This is a genomic window from Pleomorphochaeta caudata (genome assembly GCF_055395745.1).
Genome location: NZ_AP042458.1, coordinates 1,009,018 through 1,029,928, shown reverse-complemented (window position 1 = coordinate 1,029,928; position 20,911 = coordinate 1,009,018). Strand labels below are relative to the sequence as shown.

16 protein-coding genes are annotated in these 20,911 nt (G+C 28.4%); 9 read left to right on the top strand and 7 right to left on the bottom strand.

Annotated elements, in window-relative coordinates:
* Window position 1: 1 nt before the first annotated feature.
* Together ACZ5RS_RS04725 and topA are read right to left on the bottom strand one after the other, a co-directional pair.
* Window positions 2–1,069, bottom strand: a complete 1,068-nt coding sequence (locus tag ACZ5RS_RS04725) for a PIN domain-containing protein (protein WP_464637970.1) — start codon at window positions 1,067–1,069, stop codon at window positions 2–4.
* Between the two features lie 121 nt (window positions 1,070–1,190).
* Window positions 1,191–3,746, bottom strand: coding sequence for a type I DNA topoisomerase (gene topA / locus ACZ5RS_RS04720; RefSeq protein WP_464637968.1), 2,556 nt, complete (start codon window positions 3,744–3,746; stop codon window positions 1,191–1,193).
* A gap of 334 nt (window positions 3,747–4,080) precedes the next feature.
* On the opposite strand from topA, the gene ACZ5RS_RS04715 reads away from it, so the two are divergent.
* Entirely contained in the window at window positions 4,081–4,788 is a 708-nt protein-coding gene (locus ACZ5RS_RS04715) for a hypothetical protein (RefSeq protein ID WP_464637966.1), read from the top strand.
* Window positions 4,789–4,889: 101 nt separating this feature from the next.
* Here the strand turns inward: ACZ5RS_RS04715 and ychF are convergent, their stop codons facing one another.
* Complete coding sequence (ychF, locus tag ACZ5RS_RS04710) at window positions 4,890–5,996, bottom strand: redox-regulated ATPase YchF (RefSeq protein ID WP_464637964.1); 1,107 nt, start codon at window positions 5,994–5,996, stop codon at window positions 4,890–4,892.
* Between the two features lie 113 nt (window positions 5,997–6,109).
* On the opposite strand from ychF, the gene hflX reads away from it, so the two are divergent.
* Complete coding sequence (gene hflX / locus ACZ5RS_RS04705) at window positions 6,110–7,402, top strand: GTPase HflX (RefSeq protein WP_464637962.1); 1,293 nt, start codon at window positions 6,110–6,112, stop codon at window positions 7,400–7,402.
* A gap of 42 nt (window positions 7,403–7,444) precedes the next feature.
* On the opposite strand, the gene ACZ5RS_RS04700 is transcribed toward hflX, so the two are convergent.
* The gene (locus ACZ5RS_RS04700; protein WP_464637960.1) at window positions 7,445–7,891 is read right to left on the bottom strand and encodes a hypothetical protein; all 447 of its coding nucleotides are present in this window, start codon (window positions 7,889–7,891) and stop codon (window positions 7,445–7,447) included.
* A 269-nt stretch (window positions 7,892–8,160) separates the two neighbouring features.
* Here ACZ5RS_RS04700 and rlmN point away from each other — a divergent pair, with 269 nt between their 5' ends.
* From rlmN to ftsH, 3 genes are all read left to right on the top strand, one after another.
* The gene (rlmN, locus tag ACZ5RS_RS04695; RefSeq protein ID WP_464637958.1) at window positions 8,161–9,201 is read left to right on the top strand and encodes a dual-specificity RNA methyltransferase RlmN; all 1,041 of its coding nucleotides are present in this window, start codon (window positions 8,161–8,163) and stop codon (window positions 9,199–9,201) included.
* Window positions 9,185–9,736: a DUF3267 domain-containing protein gene (locus ACZ5RS_RS04690; RefSeq protein ID WP_464637956.1), complete on the top strand. Its 552-nt coding sequence runs from the start codon at window positions 9,185–9,187 to the stop codon at window positions 9,734–9,736. Before rlmN ends, ACZ5RS_RS04690 begins: the two co-directional genes overlap by 17 nt.
* Before the next feature lie 71 nt (window positions 9,737–9,807).
* On the top strand, window positions 9,808–11,667 hold the full coding sequence (gene ftsH / locus ACZ5RS_RS04685; RefSeq protein ID WP_464637954.1) for an ATP-dependent zinc metalloprotease FtsH: 1,860 nt from the start codon (window positions 9,808–9,810) through the stop codon (window positions 11,665–11,667).
* Between the two features lie 124 nt (window positions 11,668–11,791).
* Here the strand turns inward: ftsH and ACZ5RS_RS04680 are convergent, their stop codons facing one another.
* Window positions 11,792–14,215, bottom strand: a complete 2,424-nt coding sequence (locus ACZ5RS_RS04680) for a glycoside hydrolase family 94 protein (RefSeq protein WP_464637952.1) — start codon at window positions 14,213–14,215, stop codon at window positions 11,792–11,794.
* Window positions 14,216–14,490: 275 nt separating this feature from the next.
* Between ACZ5RS_RS04680 and ACZ5RS_RS04675 the strand changes: the two genes are divergently transcribed.
* The 4 genes from ACZ5RS_RS04675 (at window position 14,491) to ACZ5RS_RS04660 (ending at window position 18,775) form a co-directional block, all read left to right on the top strand.
* Window positions 14,491–15,498, top strand: coding sequence for a LacI family DNA-binding transcriptional regulator (locus ACZ5RS_RS04675; RefSeq protein ID WP_464637950.1), 1,008 nt, complete (start codon window positions 14,491–14,493; stop codon window positions 15,496–15,498).
* A 35-nt stretch (window positions 15,499–15,533) separates the two neighbouring features.
* Window positions 15,534–16,868: an extracellular solute-binding protein gene (locus ACZ5RS_RS04670; RefSeq protein WP_464637948.1), complete on the top strand. Its 1,335-nt coding sequence runs from the start codon at window positions 15,534–15,536 to the stop codon at window positions 16,866–16,868.
* Between the two features lie 75 nt (window positions 16,869–16,943).
* A complete protein-coding gene (locus ACZ5RS_RS04665; RefSeq protein ID WP_464637946.1) occupies window positions 16,944–17,897 on the top strand; it encodes a carbohydrate ABC transporter permease in 954 nt (317 codons plus the stop codon).
* Entirely contained in the window at window positions 17,897–18,775 is an 879-nt protein-coding gene (locus tag ACZ5RS_RS04660) for a carbohydrate ABC transporter permease (protein WP_464637944.1), read from the top strand. Before ACZ5RS_RS04665 ends, ACZ5RS_RS04660 begins: the two co-directional genes overlap by 1 nt.
* A 91-nt stretch (window positions 18,776–18,866) precedes the next feature.
* Here the strand turns inward: ACZ5RS_RS04660 and ACZ5RS_RS04655 are convergent, their stop codons facing one another.
* Complete coding sequence (locus tag ACZ5RS_RS04655) at window positions 18,867–19,760, bottom strand: ABC transporter substrate-binding protein (RefSeq protein WP_464637942.1); 894 nt, start codon at window positions 19,758–19,760, stop codon at window positions 18,867–18,869.
* A gap of 44 nt (window positions 19,761–19,804) precedes the next feature.
* Window positions 19,805–20,686, bottom strand: a complete 882-nt coding sequence (locus ACZ5RS_RS04650) for an ABC transporter substrate-binding protein (RefSeq protein ID WP_464637940.1) — start codon at window positions 20,684–20,686, stop codon at window positions 19,805–19,807.
* Window positions 20,687–20,911: the final 225 nt, after the last annotated feature.

The following is a 20,911-nucleotide window of genomic DNA, read 5'->3' as shown; positions in this document are numbered from 1 at the left end:
TTTAAATAAACAAATATAGTGAAAAAACTAAAACAATTAAAATTAATATAACTATTAGAAGTGACTTTCGTTGCTTCTTTTTTATAACCTTTCCTACTGTAAGAATTTTCTCATTTATATCTCGTTTTTCTTCAATTTCTTTTATTTCTTTTAACCTTTTTTGCTCTTCTCTTTCTTTATTTAATTGGTTCTTATGTTTTTGCCTTTCAATATCATAATAACAACTAGAACAAAGCACATAGCCACCACAATCAAAAAGTTTATCATAGTAGCTATCGCCGCAATGTTGACAAATATATAATCTCAATAAGTCCCCATTACTTAATAATTCACAGGCTACAACTTTTTTTACAATATCGTCATCTACAAATTTCCAACTAATAAATCTATCGAAAAGAGAATGATGTGGAATTTCAATATTTCTATTTAAATTTTCACCTAATTGAACAACTCTTTCACTTAAATATCTATCTTGAGTTATTAAGAGAATTTTCTTATTTTTACCTCTTCGCCTAAAAAGTCTAATTAGATGATCATCTGCGATTCCTTTGCTTCCAGTATCTACTTTTTTTAATAAACCTTTTCTTGCTAAATATCTTAAAAAATATGGTCTAACGTTTGCTCTTAATCTTACTTCTAAGTCTTTTTCTTCATTACGAGAAATACCATATAACTCTTCCATAGTTTTTTCCAAAACTACAAGTTTTTTTCTTCTTTTTCTCAAATATGGAATTACATTAGCAATAAAATATAAAAACCAATCTTCATGAATTATTGGAGCTGTATCAATATATATTTCATCAAATCTTTTTATTTCATTATCTAATTCTTTTCTAGCTTCATCATTTCTAATATAAGAATTTAATAAACCATAATAGGAACAAACGATATCTTTTAACAAGGAATATCGATTTCTAAAATAACTATCATTATAATCTATTGAGAGTTTATCGAAGCATGCTATTATTTTGAATTTTGCAAGATTCAATTCTTTAGATAACTCAATAATAAATTTATCATCTTTTTTATCTTTATCTGTTTTTGTATAAGAACTATTTTTTTCTTGCATATCATTACCTTCTATATAAACAATACACTAATAAATATTAAAATTGCAACTTATAATAAAAAAAAGCCCTCCAAGTAACTTTTTTTACAAAACTTGAAGGGATCTTAAATATATAAAATTATTATTTTTTCTTATTTTTCTTTTTATCTATTGATCTTTGAATAACTTCTTTTGATAAATTCATTGCTAAGCTTTCATCATTTCTAGCTTGTTCATCATCAATAGGAATATTAGTTTTGCCTTGTTTTAAATAATAACCATATCTACCCAAGTACAATTTTACACTGCCCCCAGCAAATTCACCAAAATCTTTCAATTCTGCTTTGGTCTTAGCTTTACCTTTATCATTTGCTGATTTTGCATTATTTTCTATCAGGTTAAGGGCTTCTTCTAAACTAACACTAAATAATTGTTCATCATGATCGCGTTTATTTAAATTAACATTTAAATCACCACAATTAATATATGGACCATACTTACCTTTTGTAGCAATAACTTTTTCACCTTTATCATTCTCACCTAATTCTCTAGGCAAAGAAAGATATTTTTTTGCAAATTCAATATTATTTTGAGCCTCATCCTCTTTTTGATACCAAGAAGGAATACTGGCTCTTTTAGGTTTTCCTTTTGCTTCTTTACCAATTTGCCAATAAGGTCCAAATCTACCTGAGCATAAATATATTTCATTACCTTCATCATCAGTCCCTAATAACTTAGGCTCATTTTTTACTTTACCCTTTTTAATTAATTCCTTAATTTCTTTATCAGTAACTGTTCCAGGAACCATTTCTTTAGGTAAATTAATATATTCTGGTTTACCATCAACAACATTACCTAAAACATAAGGTCCATAAGGTCCTATCATAATTGGATTGTCATCACTTATTTGAGGTAATTTTATAGTTTTAGCTTCTACTTTATCATTTATACTTTTTTGTTCTTTAACTCTAGTCTGTAATCCGTTATCACCTAGATAAAAAGATTCTAATAAATTAATTTTATCAATTTTATGATTAGCAATTTCATCTAAATCAGCTTCAAGTAATCTAGTAAAATCATAATCAACATATTTTGGGAATGAATTTATTAAATATTGACAAACAGCAAAACCTATAAAAGTAGGAACTAAAGCACTACCTTCTTTTATTAAATATTGACGATTTAACAAAGTATCAATAATAGATGCATAAGTTGAAGGTCTACCAATACCTCTTTGTTCTAGTTCATGAACTAAACTAGCTTCAGTATAACGAGGAGGTGCTTTAGTTTCATGTTTTTGGCTTTCTAAATTTTCTAATTTAAGTTTTTGATTCTCTTCTAAAGGTGGTAAGAAAGTTTCTTTATCATCTAAAGCTGCTTCAGGATCATCTTTTGATTCAACATAAGCTCTTAAGAAACCAGGGAAAACTATTTGTGTACCACTAGCACTAAAAATTGCACCATTAGAACTAATTTTTACTGTTGTAGTTTGTTTCTTAGCCTCTGCCATTTGGCTTGCTAAAGTTCTTGCCCAAATTAAAGAATATAAGGAGAATTCATTTCCACTTAACCCCGCTTCTTTTGGAGATACAAAAGTATCACCTGCAGGACGAATTGCTTCATGAGCTTCTTGAGCTTCAGCATTTTTAGCTTTAAATTGTCTTACTGTTTTGGATAAATATTCCTTACCATATAATTTCAAAACACTATTTCTAGCACCATTAATTCCTTCTTCACTTAAGAAAGGACTATCAGTTCTCATATATGTAATTAAACCATTTTCATATAGTTTTTGAGCAACTCTCATAGTTTGTTTTGAACTAAAATGTAATTTTTTTATTGCTTCCTGTTGTAAAGTACTTGTAATAAAAGGGGCATTAGGCTTTGAAGTAGTAGGTCTACTAATTATTTCATCAACAATAAAAGGACCACCCTCAACTTGATTAATAATTTTATCTATAGCTTTTTCATCTAATAATAAGGAATTATCATTTTTATATTCACCAGTGATAGAATCAAAACTTTTACTAGAAGCTAAAGATTGTGAATTATACTCTACTAATTTAGCATCAAAAACACCTTTGCCTGTATCTAAAGTTGCCTTGGCATCAAAGTAAAAACTCTTTTTAAATAATATTCTTTGCTTTTCTCTTTCTACCGTTAACATTAAGCCAGGAGATTGAACTCTTCCTGCACTCAATTTTCTTGAAGATAACTTTTGTCCAACTAAAGCTGATACATCATAACCAAAAAGTCTATCAATAATTCTTCTAGCTTCCTGAGCATGTACCATATCCATATCTAAATCACGACCTGAGGATAATGCACCTAAAATAGCTTTTTTAGTTATTTCATGGAAAACCATTCTCTTATAATCCACTTTTGGTTTTAACACTTGCAATAAGTGCCAAGAAATACTTTCCCCTTCTCTATCTTCATCAGTTGCTAATAATAAGAAATCTGTTTTTTTTATTTCATCTTTTAAAGTTTTAACTAAAGCTTTTTTCTCACTTGGAATAATATAATGAGGTTTAAACCCATTTTCTATATCAACAGCATTTTTATCTTCATCTAAATCTCTAATATGCCCATTACTTGCAACAACTGTACAATTTGAGGGTAAAAACTTTTTTATTGTCTTTGCTTTTGTAGGAGACTCAACGATTATTAACGTTTTTTGGCCATCCAAATCTTGCATCAATTCCTCCAATAGTGACAAAATTTATCACCTTTGTTATACAATATATAAAAAGGGATTCTATTTTTGTCAACGCTTGCACCAATTTCTCGTACACAAAAAATTAAGAAATAGTGATAAATAGCTATTTCTATTGCTAAATAATTAACAGTTATCACCTTTTCTTTTCTACTAATATTACACGAATTACGAAAATAATCAAATTACTATTTATTTTTTTGTATTCAGGTCTTACTTTAAATGTTTTATTTATGTAGACTTATCATTAGGTCTTGCACCCTTATTTCATTTATAATATTGTTTTATTATTAAAAATTGTGTTTAGGAGATTTTAGTGAAACTAAAAAAATATATAATTTTGCTAGCAATTACAATTCCTTTTTTAATGAGTTGTGTTGTTACAGAAGACTTATCAATAAATAATGACGAAAGTGGTAACTCAAATATTGCAATAAGTGTTGAAGATTTCTTTATTGATGTATTAAATGACTTTTCTGAATTTTCTACAGATGAAAATGATAAACCCATTATGGATTTAGCTATTGAAGACACATCTAATAAATTAATTAAGAATGAAACTACTACAAATGTATTATTTACTAAGGTAGGTAAAAATAGCTATGTTGGCTCTTTTGATTTTACTTCCCTTTCAACTTTAATCTCTGATTTAGGTGAAACAGAAAATCAGACCATACTAACCTTAAATAATAACAAATTAAATTTCTATTTAGATTTAAATAATTACAATCAATTAACAAAAGCTATTCCTTTCCTAGCTGATCCAAACTTTGAACCTTTTGGCCCTGAATATAATGAAGGGTTAAGTGAAGATGATTATTTAGAAATGATTAGTTTTATGTTAGGTGAAGAAGGTCCTGATGCTATTAGAAATTCTACTATAACTTTAAATTTTGAAACACCTGCCCCAATTAAAACTTTCTCTGGGGGAATAAAGGTTTCAGATAACCAATTTACTTATAGTTTCCCATTAATTGATTTCTTATTACTTGCAAAACCACTACAATTTGAATTAACTTGGTAATAAATAGATTACAGCAATTATTCTTTGCTGCTATTTATTTCATTCATAAAAATGGACTATGCAATTTGCATAGTCCTCTTTTTTATATAAATAATTAAAAATTAAACATTAAATCTGAAATGCATTATATCACCATCTTGGACAATATATTCTTTTCCTTCCATTCTTAGTTTACCTTTTTCTTTAACTTTTTGTTCACTACCAAATTCAAATAAATCTTCACAGTTATAAACTTCAGCCTTAATAAAGCCTTTCTCAAAGTCAGTATGAATAACACCTGCAGCTTGAGGAGCTTTATAACCTGCTTTAAAAGTCCAAGCTCTATCTTCATCACTACCAGCAGTAAAGAAAGTTCTCATACCTAAAGTATGATATGCACTTCTTATTAGTTGATTCAAGCCGGATTCTTTTAAACCTAAAGCTTCTAAAAATTCTAACTTATCAGCTTCATCTTCCATCTCTGCTATTTCAGCTTCAATCTTTCCACAAATAGTTATAACTTCAGAGTTTTCTTTTTCAGCAATGTCTCTAACAATCTTTACATATTCATTATCTTCTTCAAGACTATCTTCATCAACATTACAAACATAAATAACTGGTTTGAGAGTAATTAGATGTAAATCTTTAATTTCTTCTAATTCCTCTTCTTCCAAATTTAAAGTTCTAGCTAATTGTCCTTCACTTAAACAATCTTTTAATTTTTCTAATATTGGTAAAAGTTTTTGGTTTATTTTTTGTTGCTCTTTATTAATTCTACCCATTTTAGACATCTTATCATAACGTTTCTCTACTGTATCTAAATCAGAGAAAGCAAGCTCAATATTAATTGTGGAAATATCACCAATAGGGTCAATTTTATTATTAACATGAATAATATCTTCATCATCAAAACATCTAACTACATGAGCGAGAACACCTACTTCTCTAATAGAAGCTAAAAATCTATTACCAAGACCTTCACCCTTAGAAGCTCCTTCAACTAAACCTGCAATATCTACAAATTCAAAAGTTGCTGGAATTATTTTTGCTGGAGGAATTAACTCTACTATTTTATCTAAACGTGGATCAGGAACGTTAACAATACCAACATTTGGATCTATTGTACAAAAAGGATAGTTAGCTGATTCCGCTGGTGCACTAGTTAGTGCTGAAAATATAGTTGACTTTCCAACATTTGGAAGCCCTACAATACCACAATTTAAACTCATAATAATTACCTCACTAGGATAAGTTCTGTCGCTTGAATATATCACAGATTGACAACTTATTAAACCATAGTTAATCTATTTAATATAAAAAAAAATGAGGTTAAAAGAAAAATTTGCCAAAAAATAAACCAATTGATTTAGAAAAAAACAATAATTTACAAAAAGCTATAATTATTATTGTAGAAGAAAATTTAAATCCGATATCCCCAGTAATTAGAAAAAATGAATTAATTTCTTTAGCAACTACTATGAATGTAAATGTTATTGATTCCATCATTATATATTTAAGAAAAGAAAACAGCCATACATATATAGGAAAAGGAAAAGTTGAAGAATTAAAAGAAATTGCTGAATATAATGAAATAGATTTATTTATTTTTGAAAATGATTTATCTCCTAACATACAAAGAAACTTAGAAAAAGAATTAAATGTCTGTGTAATAGATAGACGAGAAGTAATATTACAAATATTTAGTGATAGAGCTTCTACTAAAGAAGCTACATTACAGGTTGAACTTGCTAGATTAGAATATTCCCTACCTAGATTAACTAGAGCTTGGACTAATTTATCTAGACAAAGAGGTGGCACAAAATCAAATAAAGGTGCTGGTGAAACTCAACTTGAAATAGATAGACGTTTAGTCCTTGATAGAATTGCTAAAACAAAGAAAGAATTAGAAAAAGTAAAAAAAATTAGAGATACTCAAAGAAAAACTAGATTAAATTCAAATATTCCAACAGTAGCAATTGTAGGATATACAAATAGTGGAAAAAGCTCTTTATTAAGACTACTCTCAAATAGTGATATTTTAGTAGAAAATAAATTATTTGCTACATTAGATACAACCAGTAAAAAAATAAAAATGCCAAGTCATAGAGAAATGATATTCTCAGATACAGTTGGCTTTGTAAGTGACTTACCACATGACTTAATTGAGGCCTTCAATTCAACTCTTGAAGAAGCTACTTATGCAGATATAATTTTGATTGTATTAGATGTATCTCATCCTAATTTACTAGGCTGTTATAAAACAACAAAAGACACTTTAAAACAATTAAACTGTGAAAACAAACCAACTCTCGTTATGCTAAATAAATGTGACTTAGAACAAAATGAATTTGATAAATCAAGATTAAAAGCCCTAGAACCAGATTTAATTGAAACTAGCATTAAAGATGATAAAAATATTTTAGAAGTACTAAAAAAAATTGATGAAATATATGAAGAAGACGAAGAAATATCATATTTCCAACTTCCTAATAGCAGACATGATTTAGTTTATTATGCAAAAAGAAATGCATTAGTTTTAGATGTAAAATATGAAAAAGAATATATTTTAATTAAAGCAAAAATCAGAGAAAGATTTTTAGGCGAATTGAGCAAATATAAAAACAACTCTCACTAGCTAGCTGAGAGTTGTATTACATTAGTAATGTGAGGTATTAAATTATAATCTCCATAAACCCTGAATTGATCCATGCATAACAAATGATTTACCAAAAGTATAACCAGGTTCAAGACGTAATAAGAGATCAATAGGATAATCACCTTTAAAACTATAAGAAGCTTCAACCATACCAAGTATTGAAAAATTAAAATCATTAATGAAACTTGCAGAAACTCCACCACCAGCATTAATATCAAAATCTTCTTTTTGTACTTCTACTTCTGCAACTTTATAAAGCCCAAAAGCTTCAACACTAAGAGCACCTGTAGTTACAACATCAAGGCCTACTGTTCCACCTAAAGTAAAATCTTTGTCTAAATTATATTTAAATCCGACACCATTGATTGTACCTAAAGCAAGACCAGCACTCATGTCTGAACTTTTTGCAAAAGTTGGAACAAGAACTAAACCCATTAGGGCTACGAGTAATAAAATTTTTTTCTTCATTGTAAACTCCTTATTCTAAAATATATCTTTTACACAGTATAGCAAACTTAAGTATACTTGAACAGTAAAATATTTACATTATATAAAATATTTTCTATGTTAACACAAATTTAACATATAATTTCTAAACTAATAAAAATAATATTCTATTAAAATTGGCAAAATAAATTAATACATTCTTGACATAAGTAACTAAAATAAATATAAATCTGCTAGTCTTTTATATTTATAAAATTACATATATATTTACCTTATAGGAGCAATAGAAAATGAATAATATATCCCTTTATGGATTAGAGATAGATGAAATATATAACACTTTAAATTTAGACAAAAAATTCCAAGCAAAACAAATTAATCAATGGTTAATTAAAGGAATTTATGACTTTGATCTAATGAGTAACCTACCAAAAGCTTTAAGAGAAGAATTAAAAGCAAAATATGGTTCAGCAATTTCTTCAAAAATTATAGATACTCAAGTAGATGAAAGTGGTGCAACAAAATTAGCGATTGAATTAAAAGATGGTTCAATAATTGAAAGTGTAATGCTAGTTGATAAAAATGATAGAAAAACTGCTTGCTTGTCTTCTCAAGTTGGATGTGCCATGGGCTGTAAGTTTTGTAGAACAGGAACTATGGGCTTAATTAGGAACTTAAGTACTGCAGAAATTATTGAGCAATTTATTCATTTAAGAAGTCTAGGAAATATCACACATATTGTATATATGGGTATGGGAGAACCTTTAGCAAATTTTGCAGAAGTAAATAAATCTATTAATTTCTTTCACAGAGAAGATTCTTTCAATATTAGTTTAAGAAGAATTACAATAAGTACATGTGGTTTAGTTAATGGAATTACAAAATTAACAGAACAAAATTTAAAAGTGAAATTAGCAGTATCTCTTGTTAGTGCAGAAAATTCTTTAAGAGATCAAATAATGCCTGTTAACAAAACCTTTAATTTACAAAAACTAAAACAAAGTCTATTACACTACCAACATAAATGTGGATCTCGTTTCACATTAGAATATTGTATGTTAAGTGGATTAAATTGTGATTTAAATGCAGCAAAAAAATTGGCTAGTTTTGCAAATAACCTTGATGCAGTAGTAAATTTAATTCCTTGGAACCCTGCAGCTGAATTACCATATAAAACACCAACGACTGAAGAAATAAATCAATTCACCAAATATTTAGATGAATTTAATATCAAATATGCAAGAAGATTTACTAGAGGTAGAGAAGTAAATGGCGCTTGTGGACAATTAGCTACAAAAACAACAAAGAGAAGAAATGAAAGCAATATTTGAACTAAGTGATAACTACAAAGAAATACAATACATTGATTTTAATAAAAAGAAATACTTGATAAGCTTTAATATATTGATAATTATATTTACTTTCTTATTTTTTTATACACTAAGAATTAATATGTGCCCATTATTTTCAATAAAAAGCATAATTGTTTTAGTAATATTGCTTTATGTATTTATGCTATTACACGAATTAATTCACGGGTTTTTTATAAAAGTTTTCTCAAAAAAGAAAGCTATTTATAATTTTACTTTTTTCTATGCTAGTGCAGGATCAAAAGATAGATATTTTGATAAATCTTCCTATATTATTATTGCTTTAGCTCCTGTGATAATCCTATCTATTATTTTACTTTTAATACTAAATAATGTTAGTGTAGAATACTATAATGCAATGCTTTTACTTTTTGCTCTAAACTTTAGCGGAGCTATTGGAGACTTATATATTTCTTTAATAACCTTACTGAAACCTAAAGATACCTTTGTCTTAGATGAAGGGGAAAGCATGCATTTCTACACAAAAACTCCATAAATTATAATAGCCTTTGCCAAAATTTATTACTATTTTCTGAATGTTATTGTTTATAACACTTTGGAGGACAAATGGCTGACAACGTTAATAATAAAAAAAATAATAACAACTCATTAATTAAATTTTATTTAATTACTCTAGTTGCTATTATTCTTATTAATATGTTTATCGTACCTTATTATAACCAAGCACAATATCAAAAAGTAGATTATGGTACCTTTTTAACAATGCTTGATAATAAATCTATTGAAAAAGTTGAAATAGATGGCAATGATATTATTTTCACAACAAATAATGGATATGATCAATTATATAGAACAACAACTTTCCAAGACCCTGATTTAGTAAATAGACTTTACGCATCTGGTTGTTCTTTTGGACGAGTAGCACCAAAAGAAACTTCCCCGCTAATTACTATGCTTATATCTTGGCTATTACCTTTCTTACTAATTTTCCTTTTAGGAAGATATCTACAAAAGAAAATGACAGACTCCGCTGGTGGTGGTGGTAATCTCTTCTCTTCTTCAATGCAATTTGGAAAAAGCAATGCAAAAGTATATGTTCCAAGTGAAACTGGAATAAAATTCAATGATGTTGCAGGGGAAGATGAAGCAAAAGATTTATTGACTGAAATTGTCGATTTCCTTCATAAGCCAGAAAAATATACTCAAATTGGAGCAAAAATTCCTAAAGGTGCATTACTAGTAGGCCCTCCAGGAACTGGTAAAACTTTATTAGCAAAAGCAGTAGCAGGCGAAGCAAATGTTCCTTTCTTCTCAATTTCTGGTTCAGAATTTGTTGAGATGTTTGTAGGTATGGGGGCAGCAAAAGTAAGAGATTTATTCAAAGAAGCAAATAAAAAAGCTCCTTGTATAGTATTTATTGATGAAATTGATGCTATTGGTAAAAAAAGAACAACCTCACCTCAAGGTGGAAATGATGAAAGAGAACAAACCTTAAACCAACTTTTAACAGAAATGGATGGCTTTGATAGTTCAAAAGGGGTTGTCTTACTTGCTGCTACAAATAGACCAGAAACTTTAGATCCAGCCCTTCTGAGACCCGGAAGATTTGATAGAAGAATTCCTGTAGAATTACCTGATTTAATAGGAAGAGAAGCAATTTTAAAAGTTCATGCAAAAAATATTAAAATCGCAAGCAATATAAACTTCAACGAAATTGCAAGAGCTGCATCAGGTATGAGCGGCGCTGATTTAGCAAATATTGTAAATGAAGCTGCATTAATTGCTGTTAGAAACAAGCGAACCAAAGTAATTCAAAAGGATTTACAAGACAGCATTGAAGTAGTAGCTGCAGGATATCAAAAGAAAAACAAAGTATTAAGCAATAAAGAGAAACTTATTGTATCTTACCACGAAGTAGGACATGCTTTAGTTGCAGCATTACAAACCAATACAGCTCCAGTTTCTAAAATTACTATTATACCAAGAACCTCAGGTGCCTTAGGCTTTACAATGCAGGTAGATGAAGAAGAAAAGAATTTACTAAGCAAACAAGAATTAGAAAATAAGATAGCAATCTTTACAGCAGGTAGAGTTGCTGAAGATTTAATTTTTGATTCAGTTACAACTGGAGCAAGCAACGATATTGAACAAGCTACAAAACTAGCTAGAGCAATGATTACTAGATTTGGTATGAGTGAAGAATTTGGAATGGTTGCTTTTGAAAATCAAGGTAGTCAATATTTAGGTGGTGATTCTGCTTTAATTTGTTCAGAACAAACCAGTTCAAAAATAGATGACATGGTTACAAAACTTGTAAATGAACAATATCAAAAAGCTAAAAAATTATTACAAGAAAACATTAAGAAACTCCATGAAATTGCTGAATTCTTATACAAGAAAGAAACCATAAATGGTGAAGAATTTATGGAAATCTTATCAAAAGAAGAACCTAAAGCAATATCATAAAAAATATTTACTTAACATTAAAATAAGCTTAGCTATATTTTTTAGCTAAGCTTTTTAGTTTGTTTTTAATCTTTATTAATAAAATTGATTAAGATATCAATTTAAAATCCTAATAAAATTATTTTTAATAATACAATTCTACATTAACGTTTTCTTTATCATCATTATAAAAAATAGTATTACCTTCTATCAAAACACCATCAACAAATAAACCTTTTTTACCATCTAAAGAATTTTTTGCTTCTATATTATATGTAACATCTCTAAAATGACGAATTGCTTTAAATTCTTTTAAATCTTGTGGAAGACATGGATCTATTTTTAATCCTTCATATTCAGGAATAATTCCAAAAAGCCCCTGACTTAATGCAACAAAACTCCAAGCAGCAGTTCCAGTCAACCAACTATTTTTTGCTTTTCCATAATATTGAGCATCTCTTCCTGCTATAGTTTGACTATATACATAAGGTTCAGTTTCATGAATTTCACTAACATCTTCGAGATATGCAGGAGAAGTTCTTTTATAAATATCAAAAGCATTATCACTATCTTTTAATGAAGAATAAGCTAAAACAATCCAAGTATTATTGTGGCAAAATACTGAACCATTTTCTTTGTATCCTGGAGGATAACTAGAAATTTCACCTAGATTTAGTTTATATGAAGTATAGCAAGGATGTAATAATTCAACACCATAATCATTAACTAAATATTCTCTTACTGAATCTAGAGCTGTTTTACCAAAATTTTTATCCTTACCAATTCCAGCAATAGTACAAAGGCCTTGAGGTTCAACAAAGATTTTACCTTCTTCACAAGTATCAGATCCAATTGGTTCTCCAAAAGCATCATAAGCTCTCTTAAACCATTTTCCATCCCAACCAAATTCCAAAACAGCATCATTAATTAATTCGATAGCTTTTGTAACTTCTTTTACTTCATCAAAATAATTTAATTTTTCACATAATTTTATATATTCTTTGCCATATAGTACAAACATTGCAGCAATAAAAACACTCTCAGCTTTTTTTGAATCAAAATTACTACAAGTCTGAAAGCTATCACTTGGATCTTCTGAAAAACAATTTAAATTCAAACAATCATTCCAATCAGCTCTTCCAATTAATGGAAGATTATGAGGTCCAAGATTATTCATAGTAAAATGAATACTTCTCTTCAGATGTTCAAAAAGAGGTTTTTCTGACCCTTTTTCATTATTGAAAGGAACCATAGTTGATAAAATATCTATATCTCCAGTTTCTTTTATATAGCTAGATACACAAGCTACTAACCAAAGAGGATCATCATTAAAACCGGAACCAACATCTGCATTACCACGTTTTGTTAATGGTTGATACTGATGATAACAACTGCCATCTTCAAATTGGATACTAGCAATATCAATTATTCTTTCTCTTGCACGATCTCCAATTAAATGCACAAAACCTAATAAATCTTGACAGCTATCTCTGAAACCCATTCCCCTTCCTGTTCCAGATTCAAAATAACTGGCACTTCTGCTTAAGTTAAATGTTACCATACATTGATATTGATTCCAGATGTTGGCCATTCTATTTAATTTTTCATCTTTACTATCAATAATAAAATTAGAAAGTAAAGCCCTCCAATAATTATTAATATCATCAATTGCTTGATCTACCTTATCTACAGAATTAAATTTATCTATTAAGTTATAAGCTTTATCTTTATTAATTACGTTTTTTCCAATAAATTTTTTATCTTTATCAACTTCTACATACCCTAAAATAAAAATTAAGGTTTTTTCTTCATTACTATTTAATTCAATATCAATTTGGTGACTAGCTATTGGAGAGTTTCCACTAGCCATACTATTAAAACATTTACCACTAGTAACAGATAAGGGTTTATCCCAACCATTATATGGGCCTAAAAAAGTTGCTCTATCAGTATCAAAACCATTAATTTCTTCATTTACAGAAAAAAATGCATAGTGATTTCTTCTCTCTCTATATTCTGATTTGTGATATATAACTGAATTTTCTACTTCAACTTCTGCAATATTTAAATTTCTTTGAAAGTTATTTGCATCATCTACAGCATTATATAAACACCATTCTAAAAGACTAAATACTTGAAAAGATTTTTTTTCTTTAGATAAATTCTTAAAAGTTAATTTATGGACTTCGCAGTTTTCTCTTAAAGGTACAAAAGCAGTTAATTCAACTTTTAAATTATCTTTTGTTGAATTAAATTTTGAATATCCTAAACCATGCCTACATTCATAATGATCTAAATCAGTTTTAACAGGTTGCCATCCAGGATTCCAAATATTTGAATTTTCTTTTATATAATAATATCTTCCTCCAAAATCAAAAGGAACATTATTATATCTATAGCGAGTTAATCTCCTAAGTTTTGCATCTTTATAAAAAGCATATCCTCCTAAAGTATTAGATATCAATGAAAAAAAACCATCGTTACCCAAATAATTTATCCATGGCTGTGGTGTTTGTGGTGTTTTTATAACATATTCCATGTTTTTATCGTCAAATTCTCCAAATTTCATTGCATATCTCTCCAAAATGATATATTTAAACTTCCGAAATCGTTTTCGAACATAAATATAATTTATATCATGAATATTTTATTTGTAAAGATTTTTTTATATAAATTTTCTCACTAGGTAAAAAAACACTTATAATTTATACAAATATTCTGTAAAATGAGTATTAATAATTAAATGAATAAAAATTTTAAATATTCCTTGACAGATTAATAAATGCGATTAATACTAATTTTATAAAAGAACGAAAACGATTTAGTAAGTTTAAGGAATTAAAATTGATTACATTAAAAGATATTTCAGAATATTGTGGAGTTTCAAATTCTACAGTTTCAAAAGCACTTAATGGACAAAAAGATATAAGCAAAGAAACAGCTCAAAAAGTTAGAGAAGCTGCTCGTAAATTAGGATATTTGCCAAATTCAGCAGCAAGATCTCTTAAGACTAATAAAACATTAAACCTTGGAGTTTTATTTGTAGATAAAACATCTAGTGGACTTAGACACGAATACTTTTCAGGAATGTTAGAAAGTATTAAATCTACTGCAGAATCAAAAGGTTACGATATTACTTTTATAAGCAGAAATCTTGGAGAGAGAAAAATGAGCTTTTATGAACATGCAAAATACAGAGGTTGTGATGGTGTTGTAATTGCTAGTGTTGATTTTACTAATCCAGATGTAATCGAACTAGTAAATAGTGAAATTCCAACTATTACAATTGATTATGTATACAATAAATGTACTTCTGTTTTATCTGACAACCTAGATGGTATGAAACAAATCGCTGAATATGTTTATTCACAAGGCCACAGACGCATTGCAATAATTCATGGTGAAAATACTTCAGTTACACAAAAAAGATTAGCAAGCTTTAGAAACACTTGCAAAAAGATTGGTTTAGAACTTGATGAGAGCTTAATAAAAGAAGCTCGTTATCACGATCCTAAACTAAGTGCACTCGCTACTAAAGAATTACTAGATTTAGATAAAAAACCAACATGTATCCTTTATCCTGATGATTTTTCATTCATTGGTGGGAAAAATGTAATTGAAGAAAGAGGGTTTAAAATACCTGAAGATATAAGTGTTGTTGGTTATGACGGAGTTTTATTAAGCCAAATTCTTAGACCACAATTGACAACTTACAAACAGGATTCTGAAGAAATTGGAAAAATTGCAGCTCAAAAATTAATAGAACAAATTGAAGAGCCAACTCTATATATTCCTGAAATTATTACTGTCACAGGAAAACTACTTAGAGGTGGGACTGTAGAAAAAATATAATGCTTAAAAAGCACGTATATAAATTGGAGGAAAAAATGAAAAGGATTAGTTTAATTATTTTGTCCGTTATTTTATGTTCTAGCATGCTATTTGCAAATGGAACACAAGAATCTGTTGAAAAACCAGAAGGCAAAGTTTTTAACATTTATTGTTGGAATACAGAATTCCAAACTCGTTTTAATGACTATTTTGAAGCAAAAGGATTAGTTCCTGATGGAGTTACAGTAAACTGGATTATTACTCCTAATGCTGATAACGCATATCAAAACAAATTAGATGAAGCTTTATTAGCACAAGACAATGCAAATGATGATGATAAGATTGATATATTCTTAGTAGAAGCTGACTATGCACTTAAATATGTAGACACTCCTTATTGTCTAGATGTAATAAATGATGTTGGACTAACTCAAGCTGATGTATCAGGTATGTACAAATACACTAAAGACATTATGACTGATTCTAATGGAAATCTTAAAGGTCTTTCATGGCAATCATGTCCAGGTGGTTTCATTTATCGTAGATCAATTGCTAAAGATGTTTTAGGTACCGATGACCCTCAAGAAGTACAAAAAAGATTAAGCGATTGGACAAAATTTGATGCAGTTGCAAAAGAAGCTAAAGCAAAAGGTTATTTCATGCTAAGTGGTTATGATGATGCATTTAGAATCTTTAGTGATAACACAGAAAAACCTTGGGTTGACGCTAATGGAAAAATTACTATCTCTGATTCAATTGAAAACTGGATAACACAAACTAAGACTTATACAGACATGGGATATAATAATAAAGCAAACCTATGGTCAGCTGAATCTTGGGCTGGTGCTGCAAAAGATGGTAAAGTATTTGGTTACTTTGGTCCAGGTTGGTTCGTAGACTTTAGTTTAGCTCCTGCTGTATTAGAAGATCCAGAAGGACCAAAAACTGTTGGAAATGGTAGCTATGGTGACTGGGGACTTTGTACTGGACCTCAAGGCTTCAGTTGGGGTGGAACTTGGATTTGTGTTGCAGCTGGATCAGATAATATTGAGTTAGCTAAAGACTTATTGTACACAATGACTTGTGATAAAGACACATTAGTAGCAATTGCTAAAGATATGGGTGATTTCACAAATAACGTTGCAGCAATGGAAGAATTAGCTAATAGTGATTATAAGAACGACTTCTTAGGTGGACAAAACCATATTTCAATGTTCTTAGATTCAGCAACTTCAATTGATAGAAGCACTATGGGTCCTTACGATCAAGGCATGACAGAATCTATTCAAGATGCTTTTGCTGACTATTTCAATGGAACAGTAACAAAACAACAAGCTTACGATAACTTCTATACTTCAGTAATAGAAAAATATCCTAACCTATCCAGATAAAATTTATCTTACTAGTTGTTTAATTTTGGAGCAAGGCAAAAAAGTCTTGCTCCAAAAATTAATAAGGAGAAACAGATGAAAGAAAAACCATTATTAAAAAAAGGGAAATTAAAAACTAAATCAATTAGTTATTCTCGTTGGGGATATTTTTTTATTTTACCTTTTTTTATCATTTACATAATATTTTCTTTAGTGCCATTACTTTCGACCTTTTATTATAGTTTTTTTGAAAACTATAGAATTGGATTAACTGAAGTAGGCCCTAATTTTATTGGATGGAAAAATTACCATCAGGTACTTTTTGAAACCGAAGTCCCAAAATTTGCAATCAACACTTTTATAATTTGGATTATTGGTTTTATTCCTCAAATTTTAGTTGCATTACTTTTAGCAGTATGGTTTACCAGTAATCGATTAAATCTAAAGGGTAAACAGGTATTTAAAACTGTCATTTATATGCCTAACCTTATAATGGCAAGTGCATTCGCAATGTTGTTTTTCACTTTATTTTCTGATGTAGGACCTGTAAACCAAATACTAATGTCATTAAATTTAGCTGAAAAACCAGTTAGATTCTTAACCCAGACAGCAACTACTAGAGGATTAATTGCAACGATGAACTTCTTAATGTGGTTTGGTAATACAACTCTTTTACTAATGGCCGGTATTATGGGAATTGATCAAAGTTTATTTGATGCGGCTTTCATTGATGGAGCTTCCTCTTCAAAAACTTTCTTCAAAGTTACCTTGCCCCTTTTAAAGCCTATTTTTGTTTATACCTTAATGACTTCAATAATTGGTGGTATTCAAATGTTTGATGTTCCACAAATCTTAACAGATGGAGCTGGAACTCCAAATAGGACAAGTGAAACATTAATTATGTATTTAAACAATCATCTAAGAAGTAAAAACTATGGTATGGCTGGTGCTTTATCAGTACTTATTTTTATTGTTACAGCTTTCCTTGGAATCTTTGTTTATAAAAGTCTAATGAGAGAAAACTCTATAATGGGAGGGAAAAACAAATAATGAATAATACTAAAAAAATAAAACCCTTTAGTTATAACTATAAAAAAGGCCTTAAGATTTCAAGATTTTTTTCTTACCTTTTCCTTATTCTTTTATGCTTAATTTGTCTATTTCCTTTTTTTATTCTATTAATAAATTCAACTAGACTAAATTCTGAAATTCAAAAAGGATTTACATTAATCCCTAGCCAATATTTCTTTAGAAATGCAAGAAATTTATTTACTGATGCAAATATTCCGATTCTAAGAGGTTTATTAAACAGTGTATATATTTCTACCTGTACTGCTGTATTAACAGTATATATTTCTTCTATGACAGCATTTGGTATTTATATGTACAATTTTAAGCTCAGAAGATTTGCATTTAGTTTTATTATGTTAGTAATGATGGTTCCTATTCAAGTTTCAGCTTTAGGTTTTATAAAACTCATGATTAAGTTTGGACTAATGGATACATTCTATCCTTTAATATTACCTGGAGCAGCTGCACCAGTTGTGGTATTTTTTATGATTCAATATATGCAAAGTGTTCTTCCTTTTGAAATTGTTGAAGCTGCTAGAGTTGATGGTTCAAATGAATTTTATACATTTAATAGAATTGTTATTCCCATTTTAAAACCTGCTTTTGCTTTGCAAATGATTTTTAGTTTCGTAAGTAGCTGGAATAATTATTTCATGCCTGCTTTAATTATTAATTCAAAAAATAAAAAAACAATTCCAATATTAATTGCACAATTAAGAGGTGCAGATTATATGAAATTCGATTATGGAAAAGTATACATGCTGATTTGTGTTGCTATTTTACCTCTAATTATAATCTATTTATTCTTATCTAGATTTATTATTCAAGGTGTCACTTTAGGAAGTGTTAAAGGATAATATTTTATTTTAATTCTATTTAACTTCTGTAAAATAAAGTTTTTTATCTAAACTGAGGCTGTTTAATTCTGAAACAGCCTCTTTTATATTCTTATTTTATTAAATTTTTATCTTGTAACATTTTTGTTGCAGTTTCTTTAATGCTAGAGCCTTCATCAACCATTAAATTATATTTTTGCATATCTGCATCTGTAAATTTATTTCCTAAAAGATTAAGTGCATCAACTACTTCTGGATTCTGTTTTGCAAAATCTTCTTTCATAATTGGTGTACAATAATAAGGCGGGAAAACACCTTTATCATCTATTAGACTTACAAAATTATATTTTGAAATTCTACCATCTGTTGAATAATATGCTAATATATCTACCTCTTTATTTACTAAGGTTTGAGCTGTTTTACTATAAGGCATTCCCTTATATTCTTTAAATCCAAAACCATATGTTCCAATAAATGCAGAATATCCATCACCTTCTCTAATAGGGAATTCTTGATCTCCACCTAAAATTAATTGGTTTGCAATTGGCTTTAAATCTGATATGTTTTTTAGATTATATTTATTAGCAAAATCTTTATTAACAACCAATTCATATGTATTATTAAAACCTAAGGATTCAAGCCAAGTAATTCCATACTCTTCTTCACATCGTTTTTTAACATAATCATAAGTTGCATCTTTACCTAAATTTTTTGTTTGATTAAATATTGAACTGTATGTTGTCCCTGTATATTCACAATAAATATCAGCCCCATCTTTTTGAAGAGCGTTAAAGCATTGTAAGGTACCACCTAATTCTTTTACTTCAACATCAAAACCTTTATTAATTAAATATTGACCAACAGCTTCACCAATAATTCTTTGTTCTGTATAGTTTTTATGTGCAACTATTATTGTATCTTTTTGTTGAGAATTACAATTTATAAAAAAGAATGAGATAATTAATACTATCAAAAAAATTAATATTATCTTATTTCTTTTTCTCATTCTCACTCTCTCTTTTAACTTTAATCATTATAAAAGATTTAAAATTAAATCAAATCTTTATCTTCTAATAATTTCTTTGCTGTTTCTTCAATACTTAAACCTTCATCAGCAATCAAATTATAATATTGCATATCTTTATCCGATATAACATTTTCTAATTCATTCAAGGCTTTTACTACTTCAGAATTTGCTTTTGCAAAATCTGCCTTCATAATGGGAGTACAATAATAGGGAGGAAAAACATTCTTATCATCTTCTAAATTTATAAAATTATTTTTAGCAATTCTCCCGTCTGTAGAAAAATAAGTATTTAAATCTATCGCCCCATTTAATAAAGCCTTAGTTGTCAATGCAGGATCCATTGCTTTATATGCTTTAAATTCAAATCCATACTCTCTTATTAAAGCAGGATAACCATCATATTCTCTCACAGCAAATTCAAATGGTCCACCTAATACTAAATTATTTGCAATAGGTTTTAAATCAGAAATAGTTTTAAGATTATACTTATTAACTAAATCTTGAGTTACTGTTATTACATAAGTATTATTAAAGCCTAAAGGTCTTAACCAGGTGATACCAAATTCTTCTTCACATCTATCTTTTACATAATTATATGTATCTTCTATACTAAGATTGTCAGTTTGCCCAAAAATTGCTCTATATGTTGTACCTGTATATTCACAATATAAATCTGCATCACCACTTTTTATTGCATTAAAACATTGTAAAGTTCCACCTAACTCTTTCACTTCAACATTAAAGCCTCTAGCTTCTAAATATTGTTTTAAAGCTTCTGCAATAATTCTCTGTTCCGTGAAGTTTTTATTTACAATTGTTATTATTGGATCTTTCGAATCACAACTTATAAAACAAAAGGTAATAATAATTAAAAAAAATAAAACAATTTTTTTTATTTTAGGCATAAAACCTCCAACTAAAAAACTAAATAATTATTATTAGTTTCATAGTATGTATTTATTCTAATTATTAAAATCCTTTTTGTAAAATATATATTATAAAAAGTAAAAAAGAGTACCCAAAAAAAATACGAATGTTACTAAAAAACAAACCTCTAAACAATATTTCCAACTTCAAATGAAATTATAATATTAATTTAGAGGCTATAAATAATAAACAAATTATTAATT

Coding starts and splice junctions, on each gene's coding strand:
- ACZ5RS_RS04725 (WP_464637970.1), bottom strand. CDS start 1,069: ATGCAAGAAAAAAATAGTTCTTATACAAAAACAGATAAAGATAAAAAA.
- topA (WP_464637968.1), bottom strand. CDS start 3,746: ATGCAAGATTTGGATGGCCAAAAAACGTTAATAATCGTTGAGTCTCCT.
- ychF (WP_464637964.1), bottom strand. CDS start 5,996: ATGAGTTTAAATTGTGGTATTGTAGGGCTTCCAAATGTTGGAAAGTCA.
- ACZ5RS_RS04700 (WP_464637960.1), bottom strand. CDS start 7,891: ATGAAGAAAAAAATTTTATTACTCGTAGCCCTAATGGGTTTAGTTCTT.
- rlmN (WP_464637958.1), top strand. CDS start 8,161: ATGAATAATATATCCCTTTATGGATTAGAGATAGATGAAATATATAAC.
- ACZ5RS_RS04690 (WP_464637956.1), top strand. CDS start 9,185: ATGAAAGCAATATTTGAACTAAGTGATAACTACAAAGAAATACAATAC.
- ftsH (WP_464637954.1), top strand. CDS start 9,808: ATGGCTGACAACGTTAATAATAAAAAAAATAATAACAACTCATTAATT.
- ACZ5RS_RS04680 (WP_464637952.1), bottom strand. CDS start 14,215: ATGAAATTTGGAGAATTTGACGATAAAAACATGGAATATGTTATAAAA.
- ACZ5RS_RS04670 (WP_464637948.1), top strand. CDS start 15,534: ATGAAAAGGATTAGTTTAATTATTTTGTCCGTTATTTTATGTTCTAGC.
- ACZ5RS_RS04665 (WP_464637946.1), top strand. CDS start 16,944: ATGAAAGAAAAACCATTATTAAAAAAAGGGAAATTAAAAACTAAATCA.
- ACZ5RS_RS04660 (WP_464637944.1), top strand. CDS start 17,897: ATGAATAATACTAAAAAAATAAAACCCTTTAGTTATAACTATAAAAAA.
- ACZ5RS_RS04655 (WP_464637942.1), bottom strand. CDS start 19,760: ATGAGAAAAAGAAATAAGATAATATTAATTTTTTTGATAGTATTAATT.
- ACZ5RS_RS04650 (WP_464637940.1), bottom strand. CDS start 20,686: ATGCCTAAAATAAAAAAAATTGTTTTATTTTTTTTAATTATTATTACC.